Raw genomic sequence first — 24270 nt, 5'->3', positions numbered from 1 at the left:
GGAGCTGTATCATGGTTGAACTTCGCCTGCCCAAAAACAGTACGACCCGCCCCGGCAAATTCTATCCGGCTCCTGCAGAAGCCAAACGCAAGGCGACTTTTCAGGTCTATCGCTGGTCGCCCGATGACGATTCCAATCCGAGCCTGGACAGCTACGAACTGGATCTCGACAAGATCGGCCCGATGGTTCTTGATGCACTGCTGTACATCAAGGACCATATCGACGCGTCACTGACATTCCGGCGCTCATGCCGCGAGGGGATCTGTGGATCCTGCGCCATGAACATTGATGGTGAAAATACCCTCGCCTGCCTCAAACCGATCAGTTCAATCAAGGGAACGGTCAGGATCAACCCGCTGCCGCATATGCCGGTCGTGAAAGATCTCGTCCCCAATCTGAATGGTGCCTATGCGCAGCTGGAATCAATCCAGCCCTGGCTGAAAAGCGACACACCACCACCGCCCGACACCGAACGTCTGCAAAGTGTGGAAGAACGCGAAAAACTGGACGGCATGTGGGAATGCATTCTGTGTTTCTGCTGCAGCACGTCCTGCCCGTCCTATTGGTGGAATGGCGACCGCTATCTTGGTCCCGCCACACTTCTGGCCGCCAATCGCTGGATCATGGATAGCCGCGACGATCACAAGAGCGAACGTCTCGAGGCCTTGGACGATTCCATGAAGCTCTATGCCTGCAGAACGATCATGAACTGTACGCAAACCTGCCCGAAGGGCCTGAATCCAGCAAAAGCGATCGCCAACATCAAGAAGCTCCAGGTCGAACGCGAATAATCATTATCCGCTCGATCTTGAGGGATGAGGGGGGCTATCAAAGCCCCCTTATTCGTCAGAGCAACTACAAGCATTCGACCGGAGCCAACCAGCTGTTTTGATACAATGTTTTTCAAACAATCAGGACACTGACGTAAAAAGTCTGAGCCTAACGTTCTAATACGCAAGCGGACAGTGAAATAAGCTAGTTGGAGCTACCTGTTTGGAGAGCTTTCTACAACCTCAGATAGAATACCCTTGCTATTCAATCGAACTTAAACAAACAGAGGTTGATTAAATATATATTTTGTCAGCTATTCTTATATGCTTTTACTGAAAAGATGATTGCCAAAACATATGAATGCTTTCTTTGCTAGGCCGTGTCAAATTTACCCGGAAACTCGATGACGTGATCTGATCAACATACCAGTTGCCGTCAATTGCTGTGGCAGGTGTCAGGGTCACAGCACGGGGAGGACCTGCTAGGTGGTGATATACGAGTGTAGTCTTTTGCCCTGGAGATAACTGAAGAACGCCACTAGAAGCTGTATTATATCCGACAACATCCGCAATTTTGGCCTGCTCTGGATCACGACCAAAATAAATACCACTTTTTCTGCTGAAACTTACATCGCTCGCAGTGATACTTACCCCCTTTCCGCTTATAAAGCAGAAGCCTCCTGCTTGCAGGCCAGAAAGCGGATTAGCATTCAAATTCCCTGATCGTGTTGCAGAGATAACAGTGCTCGTTCCTATTCTTCCGTTTTCTCCATTGTACCCACAAAGCCCATCGTTGACGATAGCGTTTCCGTAGAGTGTAGCCCCGGAAATGAGAGTGTGATACGCGCCGCTTGCAATTCCTGACTCACTGGAATGGGAAACAAGCGTATCGGATATGTGTATATCGGAGACATTTGTCGTAGCTACTATGCCACGCCCTTTATGGGTCGGTGCAAGGTGAAAACCACGCCCTGTCGCATGCTGCCCTGCTTCCTCCACGAAGGTTCCGCTACCGACTTTTATGTAGCCTGAGTACGTATCAAAGAAAATTTCGTCTCCTCCATCACTCGAAAATACGCCGGCCTCTATCGTAGCGCTGACAATGTAGCCACCATGTGAATTACCTGACATACGAACCCCACCGAGACCATTGGCGAAAGTTTCGTCATTGATCCAAGGGAGCAAAATAAGAGGATGGTCGCCAGACTCAACATAGAAACCATATCCGTCATTCGCCTGGCTCAGAGAATTTGTTATGGTCCATTGTGCAGGTTGTGTGGAATTCCTATTCGTTATGTAAAAACCATTCCCTGAGTTCTCTTGGGAAATGGCATTATTCAACCTTCCAAAAGCAATTGACCCTAGACAGAATCCATTCCCGCTTCTGGTAGATTCTATACCATCCAGATCTGCAAATATTTCATCATTACCTACGACGATTCCACAGATGCTCGAACTTGCAGCCTCCTGCGTTCGCGTAATCTTGACTCCTCTCACAGAGAAATTTCTCAGCCCCGCGGCGACTTCAATTACAGGTTCGGACGGCGACGAGATTTCTATCGTGGTTGAGGCCAGGCCATCACCGATAATGGAAGTCCCATTCACAGAGATATGGAGTGTATGCTTAATCTGGCAAGCACCACCGCGGTTCGAAATACGAATGCTATAACCATCGCGCAACAAAGCATTAAGCGATTCAGTCTCGTCGTGTATCCCATCACAAATCACTACGTGACTGGTGTCAGCCTCTTTCTTCGTATGTATCGGAGAAAGAGGACCAGACGACGATGCTTGGGCCGGCAATGTATCAAGCATCGTCCCTGTAAACAATGCCATGAGCAAGTGTCCAAATCTTGTTACGGTCTTACGGATTTGGGCACTTTGCTCAACCATTATGATGTTTTTTCCTTTTTGTTAGGGCTTATGACTGATAGGGCTTACTACTGAAGATTTTATCTAAAAGAATCTCCGTAGACTTCTGCCAAGTAATGGTCGTGGTATTGCGCGGATGCGGTGACCGGCCTTTTGCGTGAAGTTTGACCCATTCCTGTAACTCTACACTAATATCAACAGGTGTACGGCCTTTGAAATAAAATGCTCCGTCCCCTGCGACCTCACGAAAAACCGGAATATCGCGCGCTATTAGATGACTCTTATGGAGAGCTGCTTCTACGAGAGGAAGACCAAAGCCCTCGCCTTCAGATGCCGCAATTAAAGCAGAAGTCTCCTCATACAGACGATCCAAAAATTCGTCTGATATTCCCGAGAGCCAATAAAGCTTCTTATTATACTCTGGATCGGCTTCGATTTCAGCGCAGAATTCGTCCATCATCCAGCCCTTCTTGCCGACGAAAATTAGGATTTCGTCCCCCCCCTTGCGCCATAATATTCTCATGGCATCAAGAATGTCACGATAACCTTTTCGCGGCTCAATGGTACCAACCATTAGAAAGGACGTTTTAGTTTTCAGCCTGCGAAGAATCTGGTTTCCGTTTGGCGGAATTCCCTTTGACGGTTTGCTACTGGCGAGATCAGCGGCAAGCGGGAAATGATCAAGAGCGATTGGTCTAGCAGGCTCTACATCCAACGCATTCGCAAAGAATCCGACCATATCAGCAGTTGTACGCGAGACACAGACGATCTGAGACGCGACTCTAATAACACACTGGAACCAGCGCTCAGTAACTGTTTCCATAAAATCAGGAAAATATTGTGGGAGCTCAAGAGGGAGGAGATCATGGACACAAATCACGACCTTGCCACCCACTCGACGCAAGTCAAGAAGTACTTCTTCAATATTTACAAGCCTATCCGGCACCCAGTCGACTGACAGGTAAATATCATCCTTATCCATGTCGACCGGACAATCCGGATAAACCCAAGTAGGTGCATCAAAAACGTGAGTCGAGAATTGTCGTGCGTAAATAAGTCTATTTCCCTCCATCCGAACAGGCTCAATACGATACCCTTCAGGCGGGGCAGCGAAAAGACTTGCTAGCACCCCGCGTACAACGCGCTGAATACCTGTCTTTGCGTCCGATTCAGCAAGAACTGTGACATCGTACAGAATCTGCCGCTGCCGAATGGCAGGCTGCTGGAAGGTGAAAGCATGCGCAGTACGCTCCCAATCGTCTCTGTCAGGGCTTCTGGATGCAGTAAAATCTGCGAGCGCAGCAAGTGCGACAGCAGCACTACCGCCAGGCAAGGACGGAAAAGTATCTAGGAAATCTCGCATCTGATTGCCAACGTCGACCCCCTGATGAGATTCCAGGATCCTAGCTCTGCCTTGCTCGCCAAGAGCCTTGTAATCATTAGGCGCCAAGGCAACTGCATCGAGGACGCTTTTCAGCGTCTTGTGCCGGGCGTCAGAGCCGAAAGTAAGCGCTTCGTCAGGTGACATCTCAGAAAATGCGCCGTCGCCCTGAACAATCACAGGGACGCCGGATGCCATGCAATCCAAGATCGTGCCGGAGGTTTCTCCACGAGATTCCTTACGAAGCTGAATCGCAAGATCGGCTGCATCCACATAGATCTGATAGAGCGAGTCCGATGCATATCCGGTGATGAGAATATTATTCTCACGGCAGAGAGCGCTTATCTGGTCTCCAAGTGGTGAGCATTCCAGCTCTCCCACAAAGACAAGTCTAGCATTTTTGCGTTTGGGAAGATTCGAACTTATCCAAGCGTTAATGATTTCTTCAGGGCGCTTACGACTTTGGATATAGCCAAATGTGCAGACGAGATAAACGTCGTCGTCAATTTTGAGCGCTTGACGTGCTCGCGCACGTGCCAGACGGTCTCTTGTCTCCTTCAGATGAGGGACAACCGCAATTCTCTCTCGCATTACATCGCCATAAAGCGAGATCGCCTGATCACGAGCCCAACTGGAATGGACTATAATTCCTGCCGCATTTTCGAAAATTTCCGCATTACAAGGAAATTTGGTGACAGCATGATTTCTGCCTAGAGACCTCTCCTCAAGAAGCGCACTAATACCATTGGTCTTATACAGAACACGGAAAAAGTCTTCTTCAGGGAGCAGGCCTGTTGAAGATAAAAAATTATATAGGTCGGAAAGATAATAATCGTGCAAAATAACAGTGCCCGTTATTTCTTTAATAAGCTTAATGATATAAAAAGAATTCTCGTTGTTTCCGACGGAATATAATATTTTATTATATCCGTTTGAGTTTCTCTCAAAAAATCCGACATCCCGAATAACAAAATTGGCCAATATCCATTCATCAGATATTGTTTGTCCGGGAAGCGGAACGCACTCGATTTCGTAATGACAAGCAAGCTCTCGAAGTAGTTTTCCAGAGTACGTTGCAATTCCGGAATTTACTCCCGGAAGCGGTGAAACGAATGCGAGCTTGGGTTTCTGGCGCAAGAGGGGCACAGGTCTGACATACTGCCCTTTCCCGCTACGCAGTCTCGATGAACGTTCATAATGAAGTTTCTCGAACGCCTCCAAAGCAATATCGGCCGAACGCTCCCATGTCAGTTCTGTAGCTCGTGCTATCCCGGAAGACTTGAGTGTCTTACTGTATTTCGGATCATGCAGAAGGCGAGAGAGTTTCTTTCCCAGATCCTGAGGATCATAAGGATCAAATGTTTGTTCTGCTGATCCGACGACCTCGGGAAGGCTTGTGGCATTCGCAACGAAGGTTGGAGCCCCCGCTGCCATCCCTTCTAGAGCAGGCAGACCAAAACCCTCGTGGGTAGAAGGGAATACAACTGCAGCACACATCTGATAAAGCGTCACAAGATCAGTTTCGCTGACAAATTGACAGAAAACCAATCGTGACGAGTCCAGACCGCTTCGTACCGCCGCAAGTCGAAGGCGACTGACTTCTTCATCGAAAAGACGACCAACAAACGCGACCTGATAAGCGTTTTGATCATCTTGTGGCAGAGTAGTTAAAGCTCTGAAAATGTAGTCAACATTTTTTCTCGGATCAACAGCACCCACATGGAGGATGAAATTGTCGCGTAGCTTGAATTTCCGGCGCAGGATTTCATGCTCGATTGTAAGAGTGGTCGCAGGAACGAAATCCTGTGTTGCGCCCGCCATCATTACAGCAATTTTTTCTGCCGGTATACCAAGCCATTGAGTGGCCTCTTGCTTTGAGTATTCTGATACTGAGAGCAGGAGATCGGCTCGTTTGAGGAATTGTGCTCGTCGCAGCCAGTGTCTTCGGGGACGAAGTTCTGAAAGATAACGTTCAGGGTCGACAATTGGTATCAGGTCGTGAAGTGTAACAGCAGTAAGAAAATTCGTATCAAACAAGCCAACCGAAGTTACTGCGTCATCGACATAACCCTCAAAAAGAGAGCCAAGGTGTACGACATCGGGTGCAAGTTCAGCAATAAACCGTTCTCGAATCAACTCGGCTGCACGGGTGCGCCAAGCATTCTCCTCATAGCGCTCTGCAGTGCCTCCGGGGGGCATAAAAAAGTGGACATTCTCTGGAGCAATCAACGAGGCGTACTTCTGGAAAAGCTTTTCACGCCCGTCCGTCAGCCTATGATTGAAAACTATGTGGATGTCGTGTCGATTACGCGAGCGTTCGATAATGGCGTCGGCAAGAGCAATATTCTGTCTGCCAATGCCACGAAGGCGGCTCTCGGTCTGAGCGCCCTGCAGGTCGAGAATGATCTTCACAAATAACGTTCCATAATTTCAGGTTTCAGGCGCGACGGAATTTTAGCTTAAGGTGCAATTGACGCAGGATCATCTGATCCCGGAAGTTTGTCGAATCCGTCGGGTGCATTACACGCTCAATAGTAGGACTTTCATGGTGCGTTTTCACAACTTCCAGGTCCTCAGCTTCCAGATCATCACTCCCAGGAACACCCCGGAGAAATGCTTCCAAGCTAGCATGCTCGGCATGAGCAGGGTTATCATCTGCTTGATCAATAGAAATCGAACGTTGATACCATTCGAGAGCTTTTTGCAGATCACCCCGGGTTTTCATTAGATGACCAAACTGAAGTGCGACATCAGCATTTCGGGCAGGACCATCCCAGACTCGCTGATAGATAACCTCAGCCTCATCGAACGCCTCAGAATCTTTCAAGGCATTTCCAAGCTGCATAAGCAGGCCAGGTGTCTCCCCCCATCTGTCAACAACTGCCTTGTAAAGCACTGCCGCCTGCGCAGGATCACCATTATCCCTTGCATTATCAGCGTGGGAGATACTTTGTCGACGCCGCTGCCCAAAGACAGCATTATGAAATAGTTTGAGCATTTAGACTTAATTCACACTTTGGGTGGCAAATGTTTCGTTCGCTCTCCATCATACTCGCGGTTACTCCAAGAAGCTAGGGTCTGTGAGATCCTGAAAAAGTATTTGTGTTGCATCGCTTTCTGCAATGAATATCATGTAATTTGTAATTTCCGATAATAGACGGCGATCGTAACTACTCTCAACCGAAACCGTGCGTCCCAAGGAAAAATACCATCACGCAACTTACGTTCGAGGGCCACCCATATTCTGGCGTAGGTTGCGTAGTGCAAATGCTACTTTACTATATTGCATCTTGACTCGCATTGAACCCTGACTCAAATATTCACTTTTTGGATGAAACCTGGAGTCTGCAAGACGCTCTCCCAGACAATTACTTGGATATAATAATAATCCTTGTTAATATAAGTAATATTAAATAGAAATATAAGGTATCATGGGATAACCTATTCATATTAATTTCTATAATAATATTATAATCCGAAAATTGGCGTAGATGTACAGTCTGTTTTTACAATAATATGATTGTACATTTTTTTGTAAATATAACCTTTGTTTAATAGGGATTTATATATAAAGTCTGTAAATTCTGTTGATTTTGTAATTCATTGCTTTATACTTCCATTTTCTTTCGTAGATAAAATTAGACCAAATGCATAAAGATACATCCGCAACTGAAAACTCAATCAGCGCCCGGCCAAGCTCCTTTCAGCTGTTGCCGTGTACTTCCATTTCGCGATAGGGACGAGCAATAAACGCCGCGACCAGACCACATACTGCCGCGACACTCAGCCATATGGCAGGCATGGCGCGGTTATCAGTGATGTTTATCAGCCAGGTACAAACAGTTGCTGAACCCACCGATGCAGGTTGCAAGACTATAAGCGAAGGAAAATCCGGTTGTCCGGATACGCGGCGGTACAATCTCGGTAAGCCAGGCAATCGCCGCACCGTTATAGGCACTATACAACACGGCAAGCCAGATTTCGGCCGCCATAAGACGCCCCATATCAGGAGCGGCCACCAGCCAGTGCATGAGCGGATAAGCCGAACAGATCGCCAGGATCGTCGCGCCTTTGAGAAGCACACGACGACCGATACGATCGGACAACGCGCCAAATGCCGGGACGAGAAGGCAATTCACCAACCCGACGCAGAGTGTGACGAACAGGCTGTCCAGCCGATCAAGTTTCAGGATGCGCGTGCCATAAGCCGGCGTGTAAGCGGTCAGAACATAAAACGAGACCGTACTCATTATAGCTGTCAGCACGCCAATACCGCCCAGACGCCAGTTGACGTGCAAGGTAGTGAAGATTTCCCGCAGATCAGGGTGATTTTTCTCTGCCTCGAACGCCGCCGTTTCCTGCAGATTGCGGCGCAGAAACAGCAGTACCGGCACGATGAGGCAGCCAAAGAGCAAAGGCAGACGCCACCCCCACTCCGACATGGCCTTTGTGCCGAGCCAGGAGGTCAGACCAAACCCTACCGCCGCCGCAACAACAACCGCGAGCTGAATCGACGCTGACTGAAAGGAGACGACAAAGCCGCGATTCTTTTCAGTAGCAATTTCCGAAAGATAAACCGAGCTGGACCCGACTTCGACACCAGCAGAAAATCCCTGGATCAGCCTACCGCACAGAACGATTAGTGGTGCAAAAATACCAATCCTGTCATAGCCGGGTGTCAGGGCAAGAGTGATCGTACCAATCGCCATCAGGGTCAGCGTAAGGATAAGTCCCCGACGTCGTCCCAGACGATCGACATAAGCACCCAGAATCAATGCTCCCAGAGCGCATCAGAAACCCTGCCCCGAAGGTTGCAAAAGACAGCATCAGTTCAGCCTGGGCATTACCTGAAGGAAAAAAGGCCCTGCCAATATCTCCTGCGTAATAGCCGAAGACCATGAAATCGTACATTTCGAGCATGTTGCCGCTCGTGACCTGCCCGATGGCCTTGATCAACCCCGGCCTGGGAATTGTCTGTGATCGGGATACAGTATCACACAAGGCATTTTTCTGATCGGTACCAGTCATTTCAAGTTCCTGCTCCTTGCGACACTGTCAGGCAAGCCAGTACCTCTGCTCTGCCGTACAGACCTGTAGTCTGGTCACAAGTATGAACTATTTGCAATTTTTCTTCCTGATATCAGATCACCTCTCAGGCATCATCAGCGGAAAAACGGCAACTTCCTCTGAAATCACCGTTCACATCGCGACTTCAATGAGCCTCGTATTCTTTCATGAGCGCTGCCAGACCATGCTGGCGTCTGGTACGCAGTCTTGCCGCGATCAGAATTGACTGAGCTTCCCTCACTGCACGGTCAAGTTCCTCATTGATGATCACATGGTCAAACTCGCTCCAATGAGAGATCTCGGCAAGAGCTGCGCCCATGCGCTTGTCAATCTCAGCTGCATCATCCGACGCGCGCGAGCGCAATCTGCGGTCCAGCTCTTTCATCGACGGGGGCAGTACAAACAGACTCACCACATCATCAGGCAGCGCATCGCGCAACAGACGATGTCCTTGCCAATCGATGTCGAACACCATGTCGCGACCGCTCGCCAAGGCTGCCTCGACCGGTGCGCGTGGCGTCCCGTAGCCACGACCAAAAACTTCAGCCCACTCCAGCAATTCGCCCCTCTCCGCCATCGCCCGGAATTCTTCGAGGGAGCGGAAATAGTAATGCACGCCCTCTTTCTCCCCGGGACGAGGCGCACGCGTGGTTACTGAAACCGAATGTACGAGACTGGAATCTCCCGCGCGCAGGGCATTGGCAATAGTTGATTTGCCCGCACCCGATGGAGCAGAAATCACGAGACAGACGCCACGTCTTGGTACGGTCGTCATGTCATCCCTCCATCATTGTTTTCACGCGTCGTGTTGAGCCATAGCCGTTCGAACGTCTTTTGAAAACAGTCCGTCAGGCCAGACCAGTCGCATGACAGGAGGTTCCGCGCTCCAGCCCCGTCAGCAGAGAAACATCGTCGGTCTCATTCGAGATCGCCTTCAGGGAATATAGCGCTGAGCCCGCAGCAGGGTGAAGAGGTCGAAAAACGAGTTCCGCGTCGACTGATAGCCCGTAAAGCCCATTTCCCGGCTCTTGCTCATATCCGTAAGGCACTCGACCGGACGGCCAAGGTCAGCATCTGTGTGCCAGGCTGAGGCCAAACGATGAAGACCGGGTTCGACGAGCCCTGCTTTTTCGGCCAATGCCGCCCATTCATCTCCTTTATCTGCCAACACTGCCTCAAGCGAGCCTGCCTCTCCCGGATAAGGCGCAGCCTCGATACCGAACCAGGCAGCAAGTTCCGGCCAGAGTACGCTCCATCGAAAAACGTCGCCGTTGACAATATTGAAGGCTTCGTTCCGTCCCGCAGGACTGGTTGCCGCCCAGAAAATCTGTCGCGCCAGCTGTCGCGCATCCGTCACATCCGTCAAACCCGACCACTGAACGGGTGAACCGGGGAAGACGAAAGGCAAGCCGGTTTCACGGCAGAGTGAGGCATAGACCGCGAGCGTCGTACCCATATTCATCAGATTGCCGATTGCATGACCGATAATCGTATGCGGACGATGCACACTCCAGGAAAAACCGTGCTTTCTTGCGGCGTCAAACAGGACGTCTTCCTGCGCATAATAGAAATTCTCGATGTCGAGGCGCGGCAGGGTCTCACGGAACGGCGTCTGCGGCAGCACACCTTTGCCATAGGCCTCGAACGGCCCGAGATAATGTTTGAGCCCGGTGACGAGCCCCGCGTGAACAATCTGTTCCGGGTGTGGCAGAGTTTCGAAAACGTTGCGAAGCATGGCGCTGTTGGCGAGGATGTTCTCACGCTCCGTATCACGGCGTGTCCAGGTGGTGAAGAACACATGGCTTGGCGCAAGATCGACCAGAGCCTCGCGCAGGGCGACAGGATCGAGCGTATCGGCCTTGATGGGCAGCACGCCCGAAGGCAGCGTCTCGATCCGGCGTGCCAGACCGTATACGGCCCAGCCTTCAGCCACCAGACGATTTGCGAGATTTTGACCAACCATGCCGGTCGCGCCGATAATAAGAGCCTTATGGGTCATGTGACCCTCCAGATGTCGTTTGCGTCTCTCCGAAGCTGGGCAGTATGGAGATAAAACGCAATCCGGCACTTTCTGGTGCCCTGGGCACCAAAAGGGAACCATGACCGACAAGAAACCCGATCCTCTCGGCCGCTATCGTAAAGGCCCTTACCTTGAAGAATGCGCTCCACGTCGCCTGCTGCGCCTTTTTTCCGGCAAATGGGTGACAATGATCCTTCATGCCTTGCATATGCTTGGCGGTGCTGCACGACCCGGTAATCTGCAACGCAATCTGCCAGGTATCTCGAAAAAAATGATGACCCAGACTCTGCGCGAATTGCAGGATCTGGGAATCATCGAACGTATTGTGCTTCAGACTATGCCACCAGCGGTGGAATACCGCCTGACACCCCTTGGCCAGCGTTTCATAGAACCGCTCGAAGCGCTCTATTGCTGGGGTGAAGAAAACAGAACGCTGCTCGACCAGCTGGGCTGAGGATCAACGCCCGGTCCGCTCGCGCAGATGGGCCGGATAGCGTTCACCCACCACATCTATATGCTGCAAAGCAGCCTCGATACGCGCCAGCGCTCCGGAAGAAAGATGCTGCGTTGCCGCTCCGAGATTTTCCGTCAGGCGGGCCGGTTTTGTCGTGCCAGGTATCGGGGTGATCCAGGGTTTGCGCGCCATAAGCCAAGCCAGGGCTATCTGTGCCGGGGTGGCATCCATCTCGACGGCAAGCGCCTTCAGTGCCTCGACCAGAGCCTGATTGGCCGCAACGGCTTCAGCCGCGAAACGCGGGACGCTGCTGCGGAAATCATCCTTGCCGAACACGGTTTCAGGCGTGATTGCGCCTGTCAGAAAACCCTTGCCGAGTGGGCTGAACGGCACAAACCCGATCCCGAGTTCCTCAAGCAGTGGCAGGATTTCCTTTTCCGGCTCGCGCCACCACAGCGAATATTCACTCTGAAGCGCGGTGACAGGCTGTACCGCATGAGCCTTGCGAATAGACCCTGCACCGGCCTCGGACAGGCCGAAATGGCGCACCTTACCCTCCCAGATCAGCTCCTTGACCGCTCCGGCAACATCTTCCATTGGCACGTCAGGGTCGACGCGATGCTGATAGAACAGATCGATTGTATCCGTACGCAGGCGTTTGAGGGCTTCTTCAGCCACCTGGCGTATACGTGCCGGGTGGCTATCCATACCCTGTGCAACCTCGCCATTCCTGAAGCCGAATTTGGTCGCAATCACCACGTCCTCGCGGAACGGTGCCAGTGCCTCACCCAGCAGATCCTCGTTTTCAAACGGGCCGTAAGCTTCGGCCGTATCGAAAAATGTAACACCCTGTTCATAGGCGCTGCGCAAAAGGTCAATGGCGGCACCACGCTCGATGGCCGGACCATAGCCATAGCTCAACCCCATGCAGCCCAATCCAAGGGCGGAAACCTCGAGACCATTCTGGCCAAGACGACGCTTTTCCATCTGCACACTCCGTTTCTGATCGTTTAGAAAAGGATCCGGCTCAACGACGATATTGCGCGTCGCTAACCTTCTCCATCCAGTCGGTGGATTTGCCATCCTGCGTTTCAGTGATGGCGATATGGGTCATGGCGCACTCGGCCGAGGCCCCGTGCCAGTGCTTTTCGCCCGGTTCGAACCACACAGTGTCACCAGCCTGAACCTGCTCCACCGGCTCGCCATCGCGCTGCACCCAGCCAAGGCCGGTCGTGATCAGAATGGTCTGCCCCAGGGGGTGACTATGCCACGCCGTACGGCGCCTGGCTCGAATGTGACTGTGGCACAGGCCAGAGCGCCACTTCCGTTAAAAGGGCAATCAATACGCACTATGCCAGTAAACCAGTCTGACGACCCCCTGGCAGAGGGGGTAGAACCCGGATGTCTGATTTCCATGAAGAGGCTCTTTGTTCGAATTGAAGGGGGCAAAAAACAGAGCCCCATAGACTTCTGACAGAAGACCACAGACAGGATCATGAGATTAGATGCTATGATATGCACAAACCCATGTCGGAAATTCATGAATGCAACGCGAAGAACTGGTCGATCTCAGTGCCTTTCTGGCCGTGGCCGAAGAGCAAAGCTTTACCCGTGCCGCCGCCCGGATCGGTACCTCACAATCTGCCCTGAGTCATACAGTCAGACGACTTGAAGCACGCCTGGGCGTGCGTCTTCTCACCCGCACAACGCGACGCGTTTCGGCGACAGAGGCGGGAGAGCGTCTGCTCCGCACCCTTTCGCCGGCGCTGAGCAGTATCGCAGAGGAAATTGCCTCGATCAGCGAGTTATCTGAAAGACCCTCCGGCACTATAAGAATTACGACATCCGAGCATGCCGCCGCCAGTCTGCTCTGGCCCAAACTCAGAAGCCTGCTGCCCGATCATCCTGATGTTCATATCGAACTGTCGCTGGATTCCGGCCTGACCGATATCGTCGCTGACCGGTTCGATGCGGGGGTAAGACTGGAGGAGACCATTGCCCGCGATATGATTGCCGTGCCCATTGGCCCGCCCCTGCGCATGGCTGTTGTGGGATCGCCGGAGTATTTCTCAAGCAATCCCAGGCCTTTGCGCCCACAAGATCTGGCTCGGCACTGCTGTATCAATCTGCGTATGCGCAGTTCAGGGGGTATCTATGCATGGGAGCTGGAAAAAGGCCGACGCGCCCTGCGTGTCCGGGTGGAAGGACAGGTAACGTTTGACAGCGCCTCAATGGTGCGTCAGGCGGCGCTTGACGGTTTTGGTCTGGCCTGCGTGATGGAAGACCAGATCAGAGATCATGTAGAAGCAGGACGCCTGATCCGCGTTCTTGAAGACTGGTGCCCACCCTTCCCCGGTTATCATCTTTATTACCCGAGCCGCCGAAACGCTTCTGCCGCCTTCCGGCTCGTGGTCGAGGCGCTGCGTTATCGCGGCTGAAGGACCAGGGTCATTCGTCTTCAGTATTCCTGGGCAGTAGGTCGAAACAGGATCTCGTTGATATCAACAGCTTCTGGCTGGCTCATGGTGAAAATTACCGTATCCGCAAAGGACTCGGGCGGAATGGCCACCTGTTCGTAAAATGCCTTCATGCGCTGTGCGGTATCAGCATCCGTCACGCTACCGGTAAGTTCCGTTGCAACCGCACCAGGCGAGATAATGGTGGTACGGATATTATAATTCTTCACCTCCTGACGAAGTCCTTCTGAAAGGACGCGTACAGCAGTTTTGGTAGCGGAATAAACCGCGCCACCCGGCCCGACCTTGTGACCGGCAACAGAGGCCACATTGATGATATGTCCGCTCTTCTGACGCTGCATCTGCGGTAGCACGGCGGCAATACCATAAAGAGTACCTTTGAGGTTGATGTCGATCATTGCGTCCCAGGCAGCAATATCCCGCTTTTCAAGCGGTGAGGATGGCATAAGACCGGCATTGTTGATCAGCACGTCCACACGATCATACAGAGTGATGGCCCGGTCAACGAGCGCCTGGACCTGATCCACCTGGCTGACATCGGTCTTCACGATCGCCGAACGTTCGAGGCCCAGCGAGTCCGCCAGTGCTTCAAGTCGATCCATGCGCCGTGCACCAATCACAATCCTTGCACCTTCTGCCACCAGACGGCGCGCCACGGCCTCACCAAGGCCGCTGCTCGCGCCGGTAATGACAACAACTTTTCCGGCAATATTCTGTGTCATGATCAGGATTCCTTTTCGTCTGCGAAAACCTGCCTCGCAATGGCGAGCGCAGAAGAGGCTGTGGGCCAGCCTGAGTAGAAAGCCAGATGGGTAATGATCTCGATGATCTCATCTTTCGTCACACCGGTGTTCAGTGCTTTGCGCAGATGAAAACCCAGCTCATTGCCGCGATAAAGCGCAATCAGACAGGTGATGGTCACCATACACCGCTTACGTGGCGTCAGACCGGGCCGCTCCCAGACCTCGTCGAACAGGATCTGATCCGTATAACGCGCCAGATCTGGCGCCATATCGCCAAAAGCCCTCTGGGCAGTATGAGCTTTCCCAGACATGATGTGACCCTCCATATCCGTTTCATACGGCTTGAGAGAGCCTAACCTCACATCAGACAGCGCATTAGGTCATGAATTCAGCATGATCTAATGCGCTCCATTCATGAAACAGTTAAAAAGACAGGCAAGCACGAAAGACAGGATCCATCATTTCCAAGGATCAAGTCCAAGCAGCTTCCGGCCCAGAGAATCAAGAGTGGCAACAGGATAATGCGTTGCCTCGTAATTACGGGGATCGCCGGGAAAACCGTCCCCTGCCGGGGTCCCCTGCTCCCTCCAGACACGAATCCGGTCGTCTCTGAGACGCTCGTTCTCGTAATCAGCCGGAAACATCGATACATATTGCGCCATACGCACGTCGTGTTCGCTGATATTCGGCCTCACACCGTGAGCAAGAAGACTGTTGAAAAGAAGCAGATCCCCAGGTTCCATGTCACAATTGACAATATCATAGCCGGTGACATCAGGTTTGAACGGGTTGGAACCGGGAGGCTGTTTGTCCCACCACGTCTCGATCTCGGCAAAAACCCCTGGCACACACTGGAAACCACCGATTTTTCCTCCCTGCTTTTTCAGGGACAGAATGCCCTGCACAGAGACAGGTAGCGGTCGCTGAGATGGATCGATATCAAAATGAATAAATCCCTTTGTTCTGTTAGCTCTGCGAGCCTCCGCATTGGGTGGACTCAAATTCGCCCGATCCAGCGCAACCCATAGATCCTCTCTGTCCCAGATATCAACGAAGACGTCGTAGATCCTGGGTAACTGGCGAATATCCCAGAGACTTTGATGATTATAGACCTCGACCATCCCTGCACCGTTCAACTCGGTCATGCGATGCGGTCGACGATCCCTGATATGCCAGGTCTCCGGCCGACCGGGATCCATCTCCTGGAACTCCCAGAGCATGCTTACAACGGGTTCGACCTTTTCAGGCGGGGCCGCGTTGCGGATAATAACGAAGCCTTTGGTCACCCAGTGTTCCCAGTCTGCCTGACTCAGAACACGCAGGGGAAGCTTTTTCCTGATATCTTTCAGCTGTGTCGTATTGCCGCGCACACCGGGATGGTCTCCATGGCCGCCATAGAGTCCCTCTTCCCGCATCATAATATCATTTTTCATAACCAATATCACTCCAAATTGAGTGATTATCACTTTACATTAACCTGATCTTGGGGATCTGTATCGAAAAAGGCTTAGATTGATACTATTGCGGCGTTGAAAGAACAGGCGTGACATGAAGCCGTTTTTCGAGACAATCATCCCCCATCTGGAAACATCCTGGGCATTTCTCGATCGCCAGCTGCCTCATGGCATACCTTTCGAATGGCATTACCACCCCGAATACGAGCTGACACTTACCCTGAACAGTGCAGGCCATCGCTATATCGGCGAAGCAGTCGACCCTTATGATGACGGCGACCTCGCTCTCATCGGACCCAATCTGTTGCATAGCTGGGCGTCGGAAGGCTCCCCACTTTCGCCAGGCTCTCATCGAGCGCTCGTCTGTCATTTTACGCTTGATTGGGTAAAATCCCTGATCAGTCTCTTTCCGGAATTCGGCAAGCTCCATAATCTTCTTGCGCATGCAGGACAGGGCATAGAATTCGGAACGTCTATCAGACACGGGGCGCGGAACCTGATGATGCAGATGCAGGATGCCTCTCCTGCTCATCGCCTGGCCCTCATGCTGGACCTTCTGGCGCTGCTGAGCCAAAGCGAAGAATGGCGTCCTATCCTGCCAGAATCTACCGCACCCGTTCTCAGTCTTGAGCAGGACAAACGACTGGGTCGCGTTCTCGCACATCTGCATAGCGCCTATCGGGAACCCATACGGATGGAGACGCTGGCTGGACTTGCCTGCATGAGTGTATCGGCGCTGCAGCGTCTGTTCAAATGCCATATGAGATCGACAATCAGCAGTTATCTGATACGACTCCGTATCGGTTATGCCTGCACACGCCTGATCGGCGGCGTGACCTCCATCACCATTGTGGCCGGAGAGGCTGGCTATTCAAACCTGGCTCTCTTCAACCGGCACTTTCGGCGCTTGCATGGAGAAACACCTTCAGCATTCCGCAAGCGCCACAGCACCCTGTTTTTCTAGAATATATACCGGCTCAGTTACCGGATCAGCTTGTGCCCGAAAGACAGGAGGCTCCTGCTAGGCAAACAATAACGCTATTTGTCTGCGCAGACCGACCGCCTGACAAAATCAAAGACTCAACAGCGTACCGCTGCTGATACCGCTCTTCCTTATGCCGGGACAATGGCATTAATCGACCATCGAAACAGCAACAGGTCTGGACAACTCCAGGGATAAGGTCGCCGCCTCGGCCAGTCTTTGCGCCTCTACTCCATCACGCATTGTGGCAAGCGGTGGCTTTCCCTGCTGGATCAGGGCACGAAAAGCGTCCATTTCAGCACGATAAGCTTCCGCAAACCGGGCAATGAAATCACTCATGGGCCGGGATGACGTGAAACCCTGAATATCCGCACTTATGAAATTCGTGGCCGGTTGATTGGCAACATAAAAAACCCGCTTTTCACAGACAGCCTCAAGCCTCTGATCATAACCAAAAGCGGCATGTCGGGCGTTGATCATCTGAACCAGACGGCCACTTTCCGAGCGCAGCGTGATCATGGCGGTGTCGATATCACCCGCCTCGCCTATGGCAGGATCAATCAGGCAGGCCCCGGTCGCAGAAACCGACACGATCTCCTCGCCGAGCAGATAGCGCGTCATGTCAAAATCATGAATGGCCTGATCGCGAAACAGACCACCTGAGGATTTCACATAACTGACAGGCGGAGGGGATGGGTCGCGTGTATGCATCACGATATGCTGCACTTTCCCTGAGCGACCAGAGGCAATTTCCTCCTTTACATGCAGGAAATCCGGATCGTAACGACGCTGAAAGCCGAGCATGACAGCATTACCCGCAGACCCGATTTCACGGGCAATATCAATCACCTTCCGGAAATCAAGGCTTACGGGCTTTTCACAGAACACAGGTTTGCCGGTACGCGCAGCCTGACGCAGCAGCCATTCATGCGTGTCGGTCGGACTCGCAATCAGATAGGCATCAATTTCAGGATCAGCGAAAACAGCCTCTGCGTCACTCAGTCGTGCCTGACTGCGAGCCAGCAGATCTTCACGACCAGGCGACGGAACAGGATCAGCAATTGCGACCAGTTTCATATCCTGCATGGCCATCAGGTTTCGCGCATGGACCTGGCCGATACGGCCAGCACCGAACAAGGCTAGTTTTGTCACTTCGTCACTCTCCCGTGAGAGGTCATAATTACCGGAACAGACGCCCGGCTTCGCGTGCACGATCCATCGTTTCCAGCGCCAGCAACGACGCCGGAAGGGATCGGACAGGAGATTGTTTCAGCCCCTGTCCGATACACCAGGCCATATGCTCGACCTGATAATGAAGGCCGTCATAGGAAGAGCATGGCTCGTCGAAAACAAGATGAGTAGAAAGGTCGTTCGCTCGCACCACGAAAGGGCCGGGCGTGAAGAATTTACCCGCTATCGTGATCATACCCTCCCTTCCGGTGATAACCGCCTGACAGGGCGTGTGGGACAAAAGCGTCGTATGCAGAACTGCCTGCGCGCCTTTACGGTAGTGCAGTATCATGCCCGTCTGACCATCCACCCCGGTTTGCGCGGGAATGGTCTGAGCCATGACATGATCAGGACGCCCCAGAATGCCGGTCGCCAGTCCCACCACATAGGTCCCGAGATCCAGCATAGGCCCCCCTCCCAGATCAGCGCGCATGATACGGTGATCGGGTGGGAAAAATTCACCATGATCGGCAAGGATACTGGTCACTTCACCGATTGCTCGATCCCGCAATAACTTTCGCAGGACCGAGAATTTGGGCAGAAAATCTGTCCAGTAGCCTCCATCAGAAACACATCGTGTTTTCTGGCCAGTACAATAAGAGCTTCCAGTTCCACTGCCGAAACACAGATCGGTTTTTCAACCAGAACGGGTTTGCCCGATTCAAGGGCACGCCTGGCCATGTCAAAGTGAAAGGGATGAGGCGTCGCTATATAAACCGCATCAATTTCAGAATGATCGCTCATCCCTCCATCGAACGCGTGAGGGATCGCGAACCGACGCGCAAATTCCGACGCGCGCGCAGCATCACGAGACTCAACCCCCATAATCTTCTGGCGGGTAAAACGCTGTACCGCCATTACAAAACGCTCGGCGATCCAGCCCGGACCAATCACCCCCCATCTGAGGGAGGGAATACTGGCAGGATCGAGACGATCCGGTTCAGGTAAAGCAGAAGGAAAAGGCATTTTTCTCACTCCCTCTCAGGATGATATGGTGCCGGATATCCAGAACAGAATTTATACGGATGGAAGAGACTGCCAGCTCCGGCTCTGGAGAGAAGCCTCCATGGCATCCATGATTTGCTGATTACGCAGACCAAAATCAAAAGCCGGAAAACAATCCGCATCGGACATGATTCCGGTAATGAGGTCATGCACTTCGATGACTTTCACATCAAAATATCCGAGACCGCCGCCACCAAAATCAAAGCCAAAAAATGCAGAGAATTGCGGTACCTGACTGCCAACGAGCAAAGTACGAAAGCCGCGATCGGATTTTTCGTCACCAAAACGATAGAGCTTGAGTTCGTTGAACCGCTCTCCGTCCATGATGAGAGTCCCCTCTGTGCCCGAGACTTCCCAATATACACCGAAAATCTTGCCCGCCGCGATACGGGAGGCCTCGATCGTCCCTCCGGCCCCTGAAGCAAACTGTACCAGCGCCTGAATCTGGTCTTCATTTTCGACATCGGCTAGGGCTGCGTTTTTACCGATCGTTGCGCCATAGCCGGATCCGCTCTCGGGCACGGGTCTCTGTCGAAACATCGTCTGGCTTTGTGCGATCGTGGCAGTGATATCTCCCATCAGGAACTGTCCAACCGCAATCACGTGAGAACCGAGATCACCCAGCGCGCCGGAACCGGCCTCGCTCCGCCTCAGACGCCAGGAAAAAGGCAGATTCGGATCATTGTAAAATCCCTGATCGAACCAGGCCCGGAACCGTGTAGGACGCCCGATATCTCCACGCTCGATAATCTGTCTGGCATAGAGCGCTGCCGGTGTCTTGACGTTGTTGAATGCCACCATGGTTTTTACGCCTGCTTTCCGGGCGGCACGGGTCATTTCAGAAGCGTCCTCGGCGCTCAGGGCAAGCGGCTTTTCGCAATAGACATGTTTGCCAGCCGCAATCGCCTCCAGCGCCATTTCCTTATGAAACAGGTTGGGCGAAGTAATATCGACCACATCGATATCAGGGTCATTGACCAATGCGCGCCAGTCACCCGTCGAACGCTCAAAGCCAAAGCGACGAGCGGCATTTTCAGCCAGTTCCGGCGTGGCATCGGCCAGCATAGCAAGATGCGGCACTGCCGGGAGATTGCGGTACAGCATGGCAGCACGACGATAGGCGTCGGCATGCGCCTGCCCCATGAAACCTGATCCGATCAGACCAATATTGAGCTGCTTCTTCTTCATCGTGATCATCCTGGAATGTGGGACCCGATCTCCTCCAACCGGGCCACGCATTGCATTTTCTGTAATCGGGACACTTCCCGATATCCGGTCAAAGAATTCACCCTGACAGACAGGTCTCTCAGACCGCTGTCATGGCATTGGCAAAACAGGATTCGACCACCTGACGGGCACGGGTCACAGCCGCAAAAGGCGGTGCCTTGGCTGGATCCTGCTCGGCCTCGACCACCATCCAGCCCTGATAGCCGCTCTGAACCACAAATTCGGCGAGCGGCCTGAAATCGACACAACCATCACCCGGAACGGTGAACATGCCAGCACGCACGGCCGCATTAAAACTCATATCCTGGGCACGCACCTGTTCCAGAACGGCAGGACGAACATCCTTGAGATGGATATGGCAGATACGCGCGCTGTAACGGTCGATCAGGCGACGATAATCAAAACCTGCGGCCATGGCATGACCCGTATCCAGCAGCAGACCCACGTCAGCAGAAAGCGCATCAAAAAGCTGACTGATTTCCTGAAAGGTTTCCGCGACCATCATGAGGTGATGGTGATAAGCCAGTCTGATGCCATATTCGTTACGCAGACGTGCATCGAATGCTGCCAGACGGGTTGCGTAGGACGTCATCGCGTCACTGGAAAGGATAAGCCGGCGGGACATTTTCTCGTCCAGGGGCGAGGCCGAGGGAGTCATGGCACCGCACTCGCCATAGACCATGGTATTGCACCCAAGAGCCCGAAGAAGCTGGGCATGGCTGACCACCTCACTCCATTCCTCGTCAACAGAGCGATCAGCCAGCTGGCCGGAATACCAGCCGGAAGCCAGAGCCAAGCCATGTTCCTGCAAGATTGGTGCAAGGGCCTGCGCTGTACGCGGGTATTTCCGCCCGAGTTCAGTACCGGCATACCCTGCTTTTGCCATTTCACCCAGACACTGGGCGAGCGGTGTTTCATCACCAAGATCTTCAAGAACATCATTTGTCCAGGAGAGTGGACTGCACCCCAGCCTCACCCCGTACGGCATCTTGCCCTTATGGTTCATAGCCTGCTCCTGCATTCTGTCGATGCCCTCAGGCTAGGTCCGGACACCCTGTCCGACACGCGCATAATTGATGTGTTCGCATCAGATTATTGAGATAGATCACATGGATAACATCACATAACCGTTGGATCTTTCATGTCTCAACGCGCCACGATACTGGAAATAGCCCGCCATTCCGGGGTTTCGACTGCAACGGTTGATCGCGTCATCAACGGCCGTGGCGGTGTTCGTCTGGCAAAGGAACGGGTCGTGCTCGAAGCGGCACGCGCGCTTGGCGATGGGCGCAGACTCGTCGCGCTGCACGCACGACTGGCCCGGATCGCCGTCGTGACACAACCTCCCGGCAATCCGTTTCATGCGGCACTGCAGGAAGCCTTCAGAAGAATCATACCCGCTTATCGGGAGCAGAATATCGCCTGCTTCGAGCATCATTCACCCATTGCTCATCCGGAGCGTTCCGCAACGCTGATCCGTCAGCTCGCACGCGATTATGACGGGCTCATTCTCTGCCTGCCCGACCATCCTGCAATCCGTCAGGCCGTTACCGATGCCGGGCAGAAACTGCCAATCGTCACGATTGCCTCGGACATCACCTCTCCCAATCGCATGGCCTATATCGGCTCTGACAATCATCGCGCCGGGCGTATTGCCGCTGACATGATGGGGCGCCTGCTCGGCCCGCGTACGGCAGGGTCGCCTTGATTGCTGGCACAATGCATTATATCGGCCACCAGCAGCGCTATGCCGGTTTCATGCAGGCGCTTGATGAACGCTATGCTGCACTTTATGCGACGCCTGCTCAGGAATGCCTCGAGAACGAAGACCGCGCAGCAGATGCTGTTCATGCCCTGTTGCAGGAGCATCGCGATATTGTCGGCATCTATCATTTCTCTACAGGCGCCGATGCGATTGCCCGCCTTCTTGAGAAACTCGGTCTCTCGGACAGACTGATCTTCATCACCCATGAGCTGACCCCGCATCGCGCGGAGCTGCTCAAATCAGGTGTAATCGATCTGGTTCTGGACCAGAACCCCATGCTGGAAGCAAGAACGGCGCTTTCGACACTCAGTCATCATCTGGGACGCGCACCTGCGCCTCTGGATGGCCCCCTCATCCCGCTAAGCGTGCATACACGCGAAACAGTCTAGGCAGGATAAAGCTCGCTTATTGTGTCTGCGTCTGTTTTTCGCTTTTCATGTTCAGGGATGCGCTTCCTGCCGGGAGAGCCTGGGCCGGAAAATCCTCGGTATCGAAATGACGTAATTTCGTAATCTCAGCCTCGGTCAATGTCGTTTCACTTCCCGCAAGGCGATGCGTAACGAACTGGACAAGTGCCAAAATCTGCCGGTCTGTCAGATCATGCCGAAAGGCAGGCATGAAGCTTTGTGATCGGCACCGTTACGATGCACACCCGCCACTATGGTCATGACAAGATTACTCGACCGTGATGCCCTGACCGTCCCGCTCTTGCGGAGCGAAGGGTAGAAATCATCTGCCGTGCCAGAACCATCAAGCTGATGACAGGAAGCACAGGCAGCCATGTAAAGCGCCGCACCTCCTTCAATGTCGCGATAATTGCGTCGGTCAGCATACGGGCGTGGATCTGCATTACGTTGCTGACGGGCCAGATCGCGCGTTGCGCGAGCCTGTTCTGAATCGACGTCATAGATCCGCGAGACAGACACGGCAGTATCGACCCGATGGTGCGGCTGAACACGCCGTTTCTGCTCCCGCAGAAACGCGGTAATCGCCGCAAGATCCGGCTCACTCAGATAGCGCAGGGAATGCTCGACAGCTTCTCCCATCGGGCCAGCCGCCACTCCCCTGTCGCGCGCATGCCCATCGCGCAGATAGGCCATGATTTCGTTATCACGCCATGATGCAAGCGGCCCGTTCTCACCGGCTGCAATATCCGGTGCGTACCAGCCGCCAAGGGATGCGCCCTCCAGCTTGTGGCCGGATTTCGTCGCCATCATGAAATTGCGTGGCGTATGGCAGGTGCCACAATGGGCGACAGTCTCGACCAGATAGCGCCCACGTGACTGAAGCGGTGTCTCACCGGGACGCGGCGCAAACCGGCCCTTGTCGAGATACATCCAGTTCCACACACGCATCAGGCTACGCATGTTGTACGGGAAATGCAGCGCCGTGACCGGACCCACCGCTTGATCGACGGGTGTGATCTGCGTCGTCACATAGACATAGAGAGCGTGGATATCGTCGTCGGTCATACCCGCATAGGAATCATAGGGCATGGCCGGATAGAGACGATGTCCGTCCGCTGATTTTCCTTCACGTACGGCAGCGGCAAAAGCTGCTTCAGACCATCCGCCTATACCATGCGCCTGCGACGGGGTAATATTACTGGAATAGATCACGCCCAGAGGCGATTTTATGCCGTATCCTCCGGCAAATTCCGCACCTCCGGGTCTGGTATGACAGGCCACGCAATCAGCGGCCCGGGCGAGATAGGCACCGCGCTGTATCAGGGCCTGACCGTTTGCCTTCACGGCGGGAGAAAACAGCAGCACAACAGCCAGAGTGATGCCTGATGTCATGGCATGATGGAGAGAGCGATGCAT

Annotated in this window: 25 protein-coding genes; 6 read left to right on the top strand and 19 right to left on the bottom strand. The window is 53.1% G+C overall.

Annotated elements, in window-relative coordinates:
* Nucleotides 1-11 precede the first annotated feature (11 nt).
* Nucleotides 12-791 carry a succinate dehydrogenase iron-sulfur subunit gene (locus JCM25354_RS03885; RefSeq protein WP_025885034.1) on the top strand — a complete coding sequence of 260 codons (780 nt, stop codon included), beginning with the start codon at nucleotides 12-14 and terminating at the stop codon, nucleotides 789-791.
* Nucleotides 792-1100: 309 nt separating this feature from the next.
* Here the strand turns inward: JCM25354_RS03885 and JCM25354_RS03880 are convergent, their stop codons facing one another.
* From JCM25354_RS03880 to JCM25354_RS03850, 6 genes are all read right to left on the bottom strand, one after another.
* Nucleotides 1101-2663 (bottom strand): hypothetical protein, encoded by a 1563-nt coding sequence (locus JCM25354_RS03880; protein WP_148301364.1) that lies wholly within the window; start codon nucleotides 2661-2663, stop codon nucleotides 1101-1103.
* A gap of 28 nt (nucleotides 2664-2691) precedes the next feature.
* Nucleotides 2692-6435: a glycosyltransferase gene (locus JCM25354_RS03875; RefSeq protein WP_084294624.1), complete on the bottom strand. Its 3744-nt coding sequence runs from the start codon at nucleotides 6433-6435 to the stop codon at nucleotides 2692-2694.
* A 25-nt stretch (nucleotides 6436-6460) separates the two neighbouring features.
* Complete coding sequence (locus JCM25354_RS03865) at nucleotides 6461-7021, bottom strand: tetratricopeptide repeat protein (RefSeq protein WP_025885030.1); 561 nt, start codon at nucleotides 7019-7021, stop codon at nucleotides 6461-6463.
* An 814-nt stretch (nucleotides 7022-7835) separates the two neighbouring features.
* A complete protein-coding gene (gene tcuC / locus JCM25354_RS16450) occupies nucleotides 7836-8798 on the bottom strand; it encodes a tricarballylate/proton symporter TcuC (protein WP_243443875.1) in 963 nt (320 codons plus the stop codon).
* Between the two features lie 437 nt (nucleotides 8799-9235).
* Nucleotides 9236-9865 carry a guanylate kinase gene (gene gmk, locus JCM25354_RS03855; protein WP_025885029.1) on the bottom strand — a complete coding sequence of 210 codons (630 nt, stop codon included), beginning with the start codon at nucleotides 9863-9865 and terminating at the stop codon, nucleotides 9236-9238.
* A 159-nt stretch (nucleotides 9866-10024) separates the two neighbouring features.
* Nucleotides 10025-11089, bottom strand: coding sequence for an SDR family oxidoreductase (locus JCM25354_RS03850; protein ID WP_025885028.1), 1065 nt, complete (start codon nucleotides 11087-11089; stop codon nucleotides 10025-10027).
* Nucleotides 11090-11189: 100 nt separating this feature from the next.
* Between JCM25354_RS03850 and JCM25354_RS03845 the strand changes: the two genes are divergently transcribed.
* The gene (locus JCM25354_RS03845) at nucleotides 11190-11564 is read left to right on the top strand and encodes a winged helix-turn-helix transcriptional regulator (protein ID WP_025885027.1); all 375 of its coding nucleotides are present in this window, start codon (nucleotides 11190-11192) and stop codon (nucleotides 11562-11564) included.
* A 3-nt stretch (nucleotides 11565-11567) separates the two neighbouring features.
* On the opposite strand, the gene JCM25354_RS03840 is transcribed toward JCM25354_RS03845, so the two are convergent.
* From JCM25354_RS03840 to JCM25354_RS23300, 3 genes are read right to left on the bottom strand one after another with little or no spacing between them, the layout of a single operon-like run.
* Nucleotides 11568-12551 (bottom strand): aldo/keto reductase, encoded by a 984-nt coding sequence (locus JCM25354_RS03840; protein ID WP_025885026.1) that lies wholly within the window; start codon nucleotides 12549-12551, stop codon nucleotides 11568-11570.
* 40 nt (nucleotides 12552-12591) lie between these two features.
* Nucleotides 12592-12801, bottom strand: coding sequence for a cupin domain-containing protein (locus JCM25354_RS23305; RefSeq protein WP_243443887.1), 210 nt, complete (start codon nucleotides 12799-12801; stop codon nucleotides 12592-12594).
* On the bottom strand, nucleotides 12801-12980 hold the full coding sequence (locus JCM25354_RS23300; protein ID WP_243443874.1) for a hypothetical protein: 180 nt from the start codon (nucleotides 12978-12980) through the stop codon (nucleotides 12801-12803). Before JCM25354_RS23300 ends, JCM25354_RS23305 begins: the two co-directional genes overlap by 1 nt.
* A 128-nt stretch (nucleotides 12981-13108) precedes the next feature.
* Between JCM25354_RS23300 and JCM25354_RS03830 the strand changes: the two genes are divergently transcribed.
* Nucleotides 13109-14002, top strand: coding sequence for a LysR family transcriptional regulator (locus JCM25354_RS03830; RefSeq protein ID WP_025885025.1), 894 nt, complete (start codon nucleotides 13109-13111; stop codon nucleotides 14000-14002).
* Between the two features lie 20 nt (nucleotides 14003-14022).
* Here JCM25354_RS03830 and JCM25354_RS03825 read toward each other — a convergent pair whose 3' ends face one another.
* The 3 genes from JCM25354_RS03825 to JCM25354_RS03815 form a co-directional block, all read right to left on the bottom strand.
* Nucleotides 14023-14763 (bottom strand): SDR family oxidoreductase, encoded by a 741-nt coding sequence (locus tag JCM25354_RS03825; RefSeq protein WP_025885024.1) that lies wholly within the window; start codon nucleotides 14761-14763, stop codon nucleotides 14023-14025.
* A gap of 2 nt (nucleotides 14764-14765) precedes the next feature.
* Nucleotides 14766-15095, bottom strand: coding sequence for a carboxymuconolactone decarboxylase family protein (locus JCM25354_RS03820; protein ID WP_025885023.1), 330 nt, complete (start codon nucleotides 15093-15095; stop codon nucleotides 14766-14768).
* Between the two features lie 147 nt (nucleotides 15096-15242).
* Nucleotides 15243-16217 carry a phytanoyl-CoA dioxygenase family protein gene (locus tag JCM25354_RS03815; protein WP_025885022.1) on the bottom strand — a complete coding sequence of 325 codons (975 nt, stop codon included), beginning with the start codon at nucleotides 16215-16217 and terminating at the stop codon, nucleotides 15243-15245.
* Nucleotides 16218-16332: 115 nt separating this feature from the next.
* Between JCM25354_RS03815 and JCM25354_RS03810 the strand changes: the two genes are divergently transcribed.
* Complete coding sequence (locus JCM25354_RS03810; protein ID WP_025885021.1) at nucleotides 16333-17202, top strand: helix-turn-helix domain-containing protein; 870 nt, start codon at nucleotides 16333-16335, stop codon at nucleotides 17200-17202.
* 168 nt (nucleotides 17203-17370) lie between these two features.
* Here the strand turns inward: JCM25354_RS03810 and iolG are convergent, their stop codons facing one another.
* The 5 genes from iolG to iolE form a co-directional block, all read right to left on the bottom strand.
* Complete coding sequence (gene iolG / locus JCM25354_RS03805; RefSeq protein ID WP_025885020.1) at nucleotides 17371-18372, bottom strand: inositol 2-dehydrogenase; 1002 nt, start codon at nucleotides 18370-18372, stop codon at nucleotides 17371-17373.
* A gap of 28 nt (nucleotides 18373-18400) precedes the next feature.
* On the bottom strand, nucleotides 18401-18937 hold the full coding sequence (locus JCM25354_RS21570) for a Gfo/Idh/MocA family protein (protein ID WP_051537198.1): 537 nt from the start codon (nucleotides 18935-18937) through the stop codon (nucleotides 18401-18403).
* Entirely contained in the window at nucleotides 18934-19416 is a 483-nt protein-coding gene (locus JCM25354_RS21565) for a Gfo/Idh/MocA family protein (RefSeq protein ID WP_051537197.1), read from the bottom strand. The genes JCM25354_RS21570 and JCM25354_RS21565 overlap by 4 nt, the downstream gene beginning before the upstream one ends.
* 51 nt (nucleotides 19417-19467) lie before the next feature.
* Complete coding sequence (locus tag JCM25354_RS03795) at nucleotides 19468-20643, bottom strand: Gfo/Idh/MocA family protein (protein ID WP_025885019.1); 1176 nt, start codon at nucleotides 20641-20643, stop codon at nucleotides 19468-19470.
* Nucleotides 20644-20761: 118 nt separating this feature from the next.
* Nucleotides 20762-21688 (bottom strand): myo-inosose-2 dehydratase, encoded by a 927-nt coding sequence (gene iolE / locus JCM25354_RS03790; RefSeq protein ID WP_025885018.1) that lies wholly within the window; start codon nucleotides 21686-21688, stop codon nucleotides 20762-20764.
* 135 nt (nucleotides 21689-21823) lie between these two features.
* Here iolE and JCM25354_RS22930 point away from each other — a divergent pair, with 135 nt between their 5' ends.
* Complete coding sequence (locus tag JCM25354_RS22930; RefSeq protein WP_051537196.1) at nucleotides 21824-22390, top strand: substrate-binding domain-containing protein; 567 nt, start codon at nucleotides 21824-21826, stop codon at nucleotides 22388-22390.
* On the top strand, nucleotides 22387-22836 hold the full coding sequence (locus tag JCM25354_RS22925) for a substrate-binding domain-containing protein (protein ID WP_051537195.1): 450 nt from the start codon (nucleotides 22387-22389) through the stop codon (nucleotides 22834-22836). The genes JCM25354_RS22930 and JCM25354_RS22925 overlap by 4 nt, the downstream gene beginning before the upstream one ends.
* A 16-nt stretch (nucleotides 22837-22852) precedes the next feature.
* On the opposite strand, the gene JCM25354_RS16430 is transcribed toward JCM25354_RS22925, so the two are convergent.
* A complete protein-coding gene (locus JCM25354_RS16430) occupies nucleotides 22853-23065 on the bottom strand; it encodes a cytochrome c (RefSeq protein ID WP_035446679.1) in 213 nt (70 codons plus the stop codon).
* Nucleotides 23041-24270, bottom strand: a complete 1230-nt coding sequence (locus tag JCM25354_RS16425; protein WP_051537194.1) for a c-type cytochrome — start codon at nucleotides 24268-24270, stop codon at nucleotides 23041-23043. The genes JCM25354_RS16430 and JCM25354_RS16425 overlap by 25 nt, the downstream gene beginning before the upstream one ends.

The organism is Asaia prunellae JCM 25354 (genome assembly GCF_000613885.1).
Lineage (GTDB): Bacteria > Pseudomonadota > Alphaproteobacteria > Acetobacterales > Acetobacteraceae > Asaia > Asaia prunellae.
Note: the sequence above shows the minus strand (reverse complement) of the source record. Positions and strands in the feature narration are given on the sequence as shown.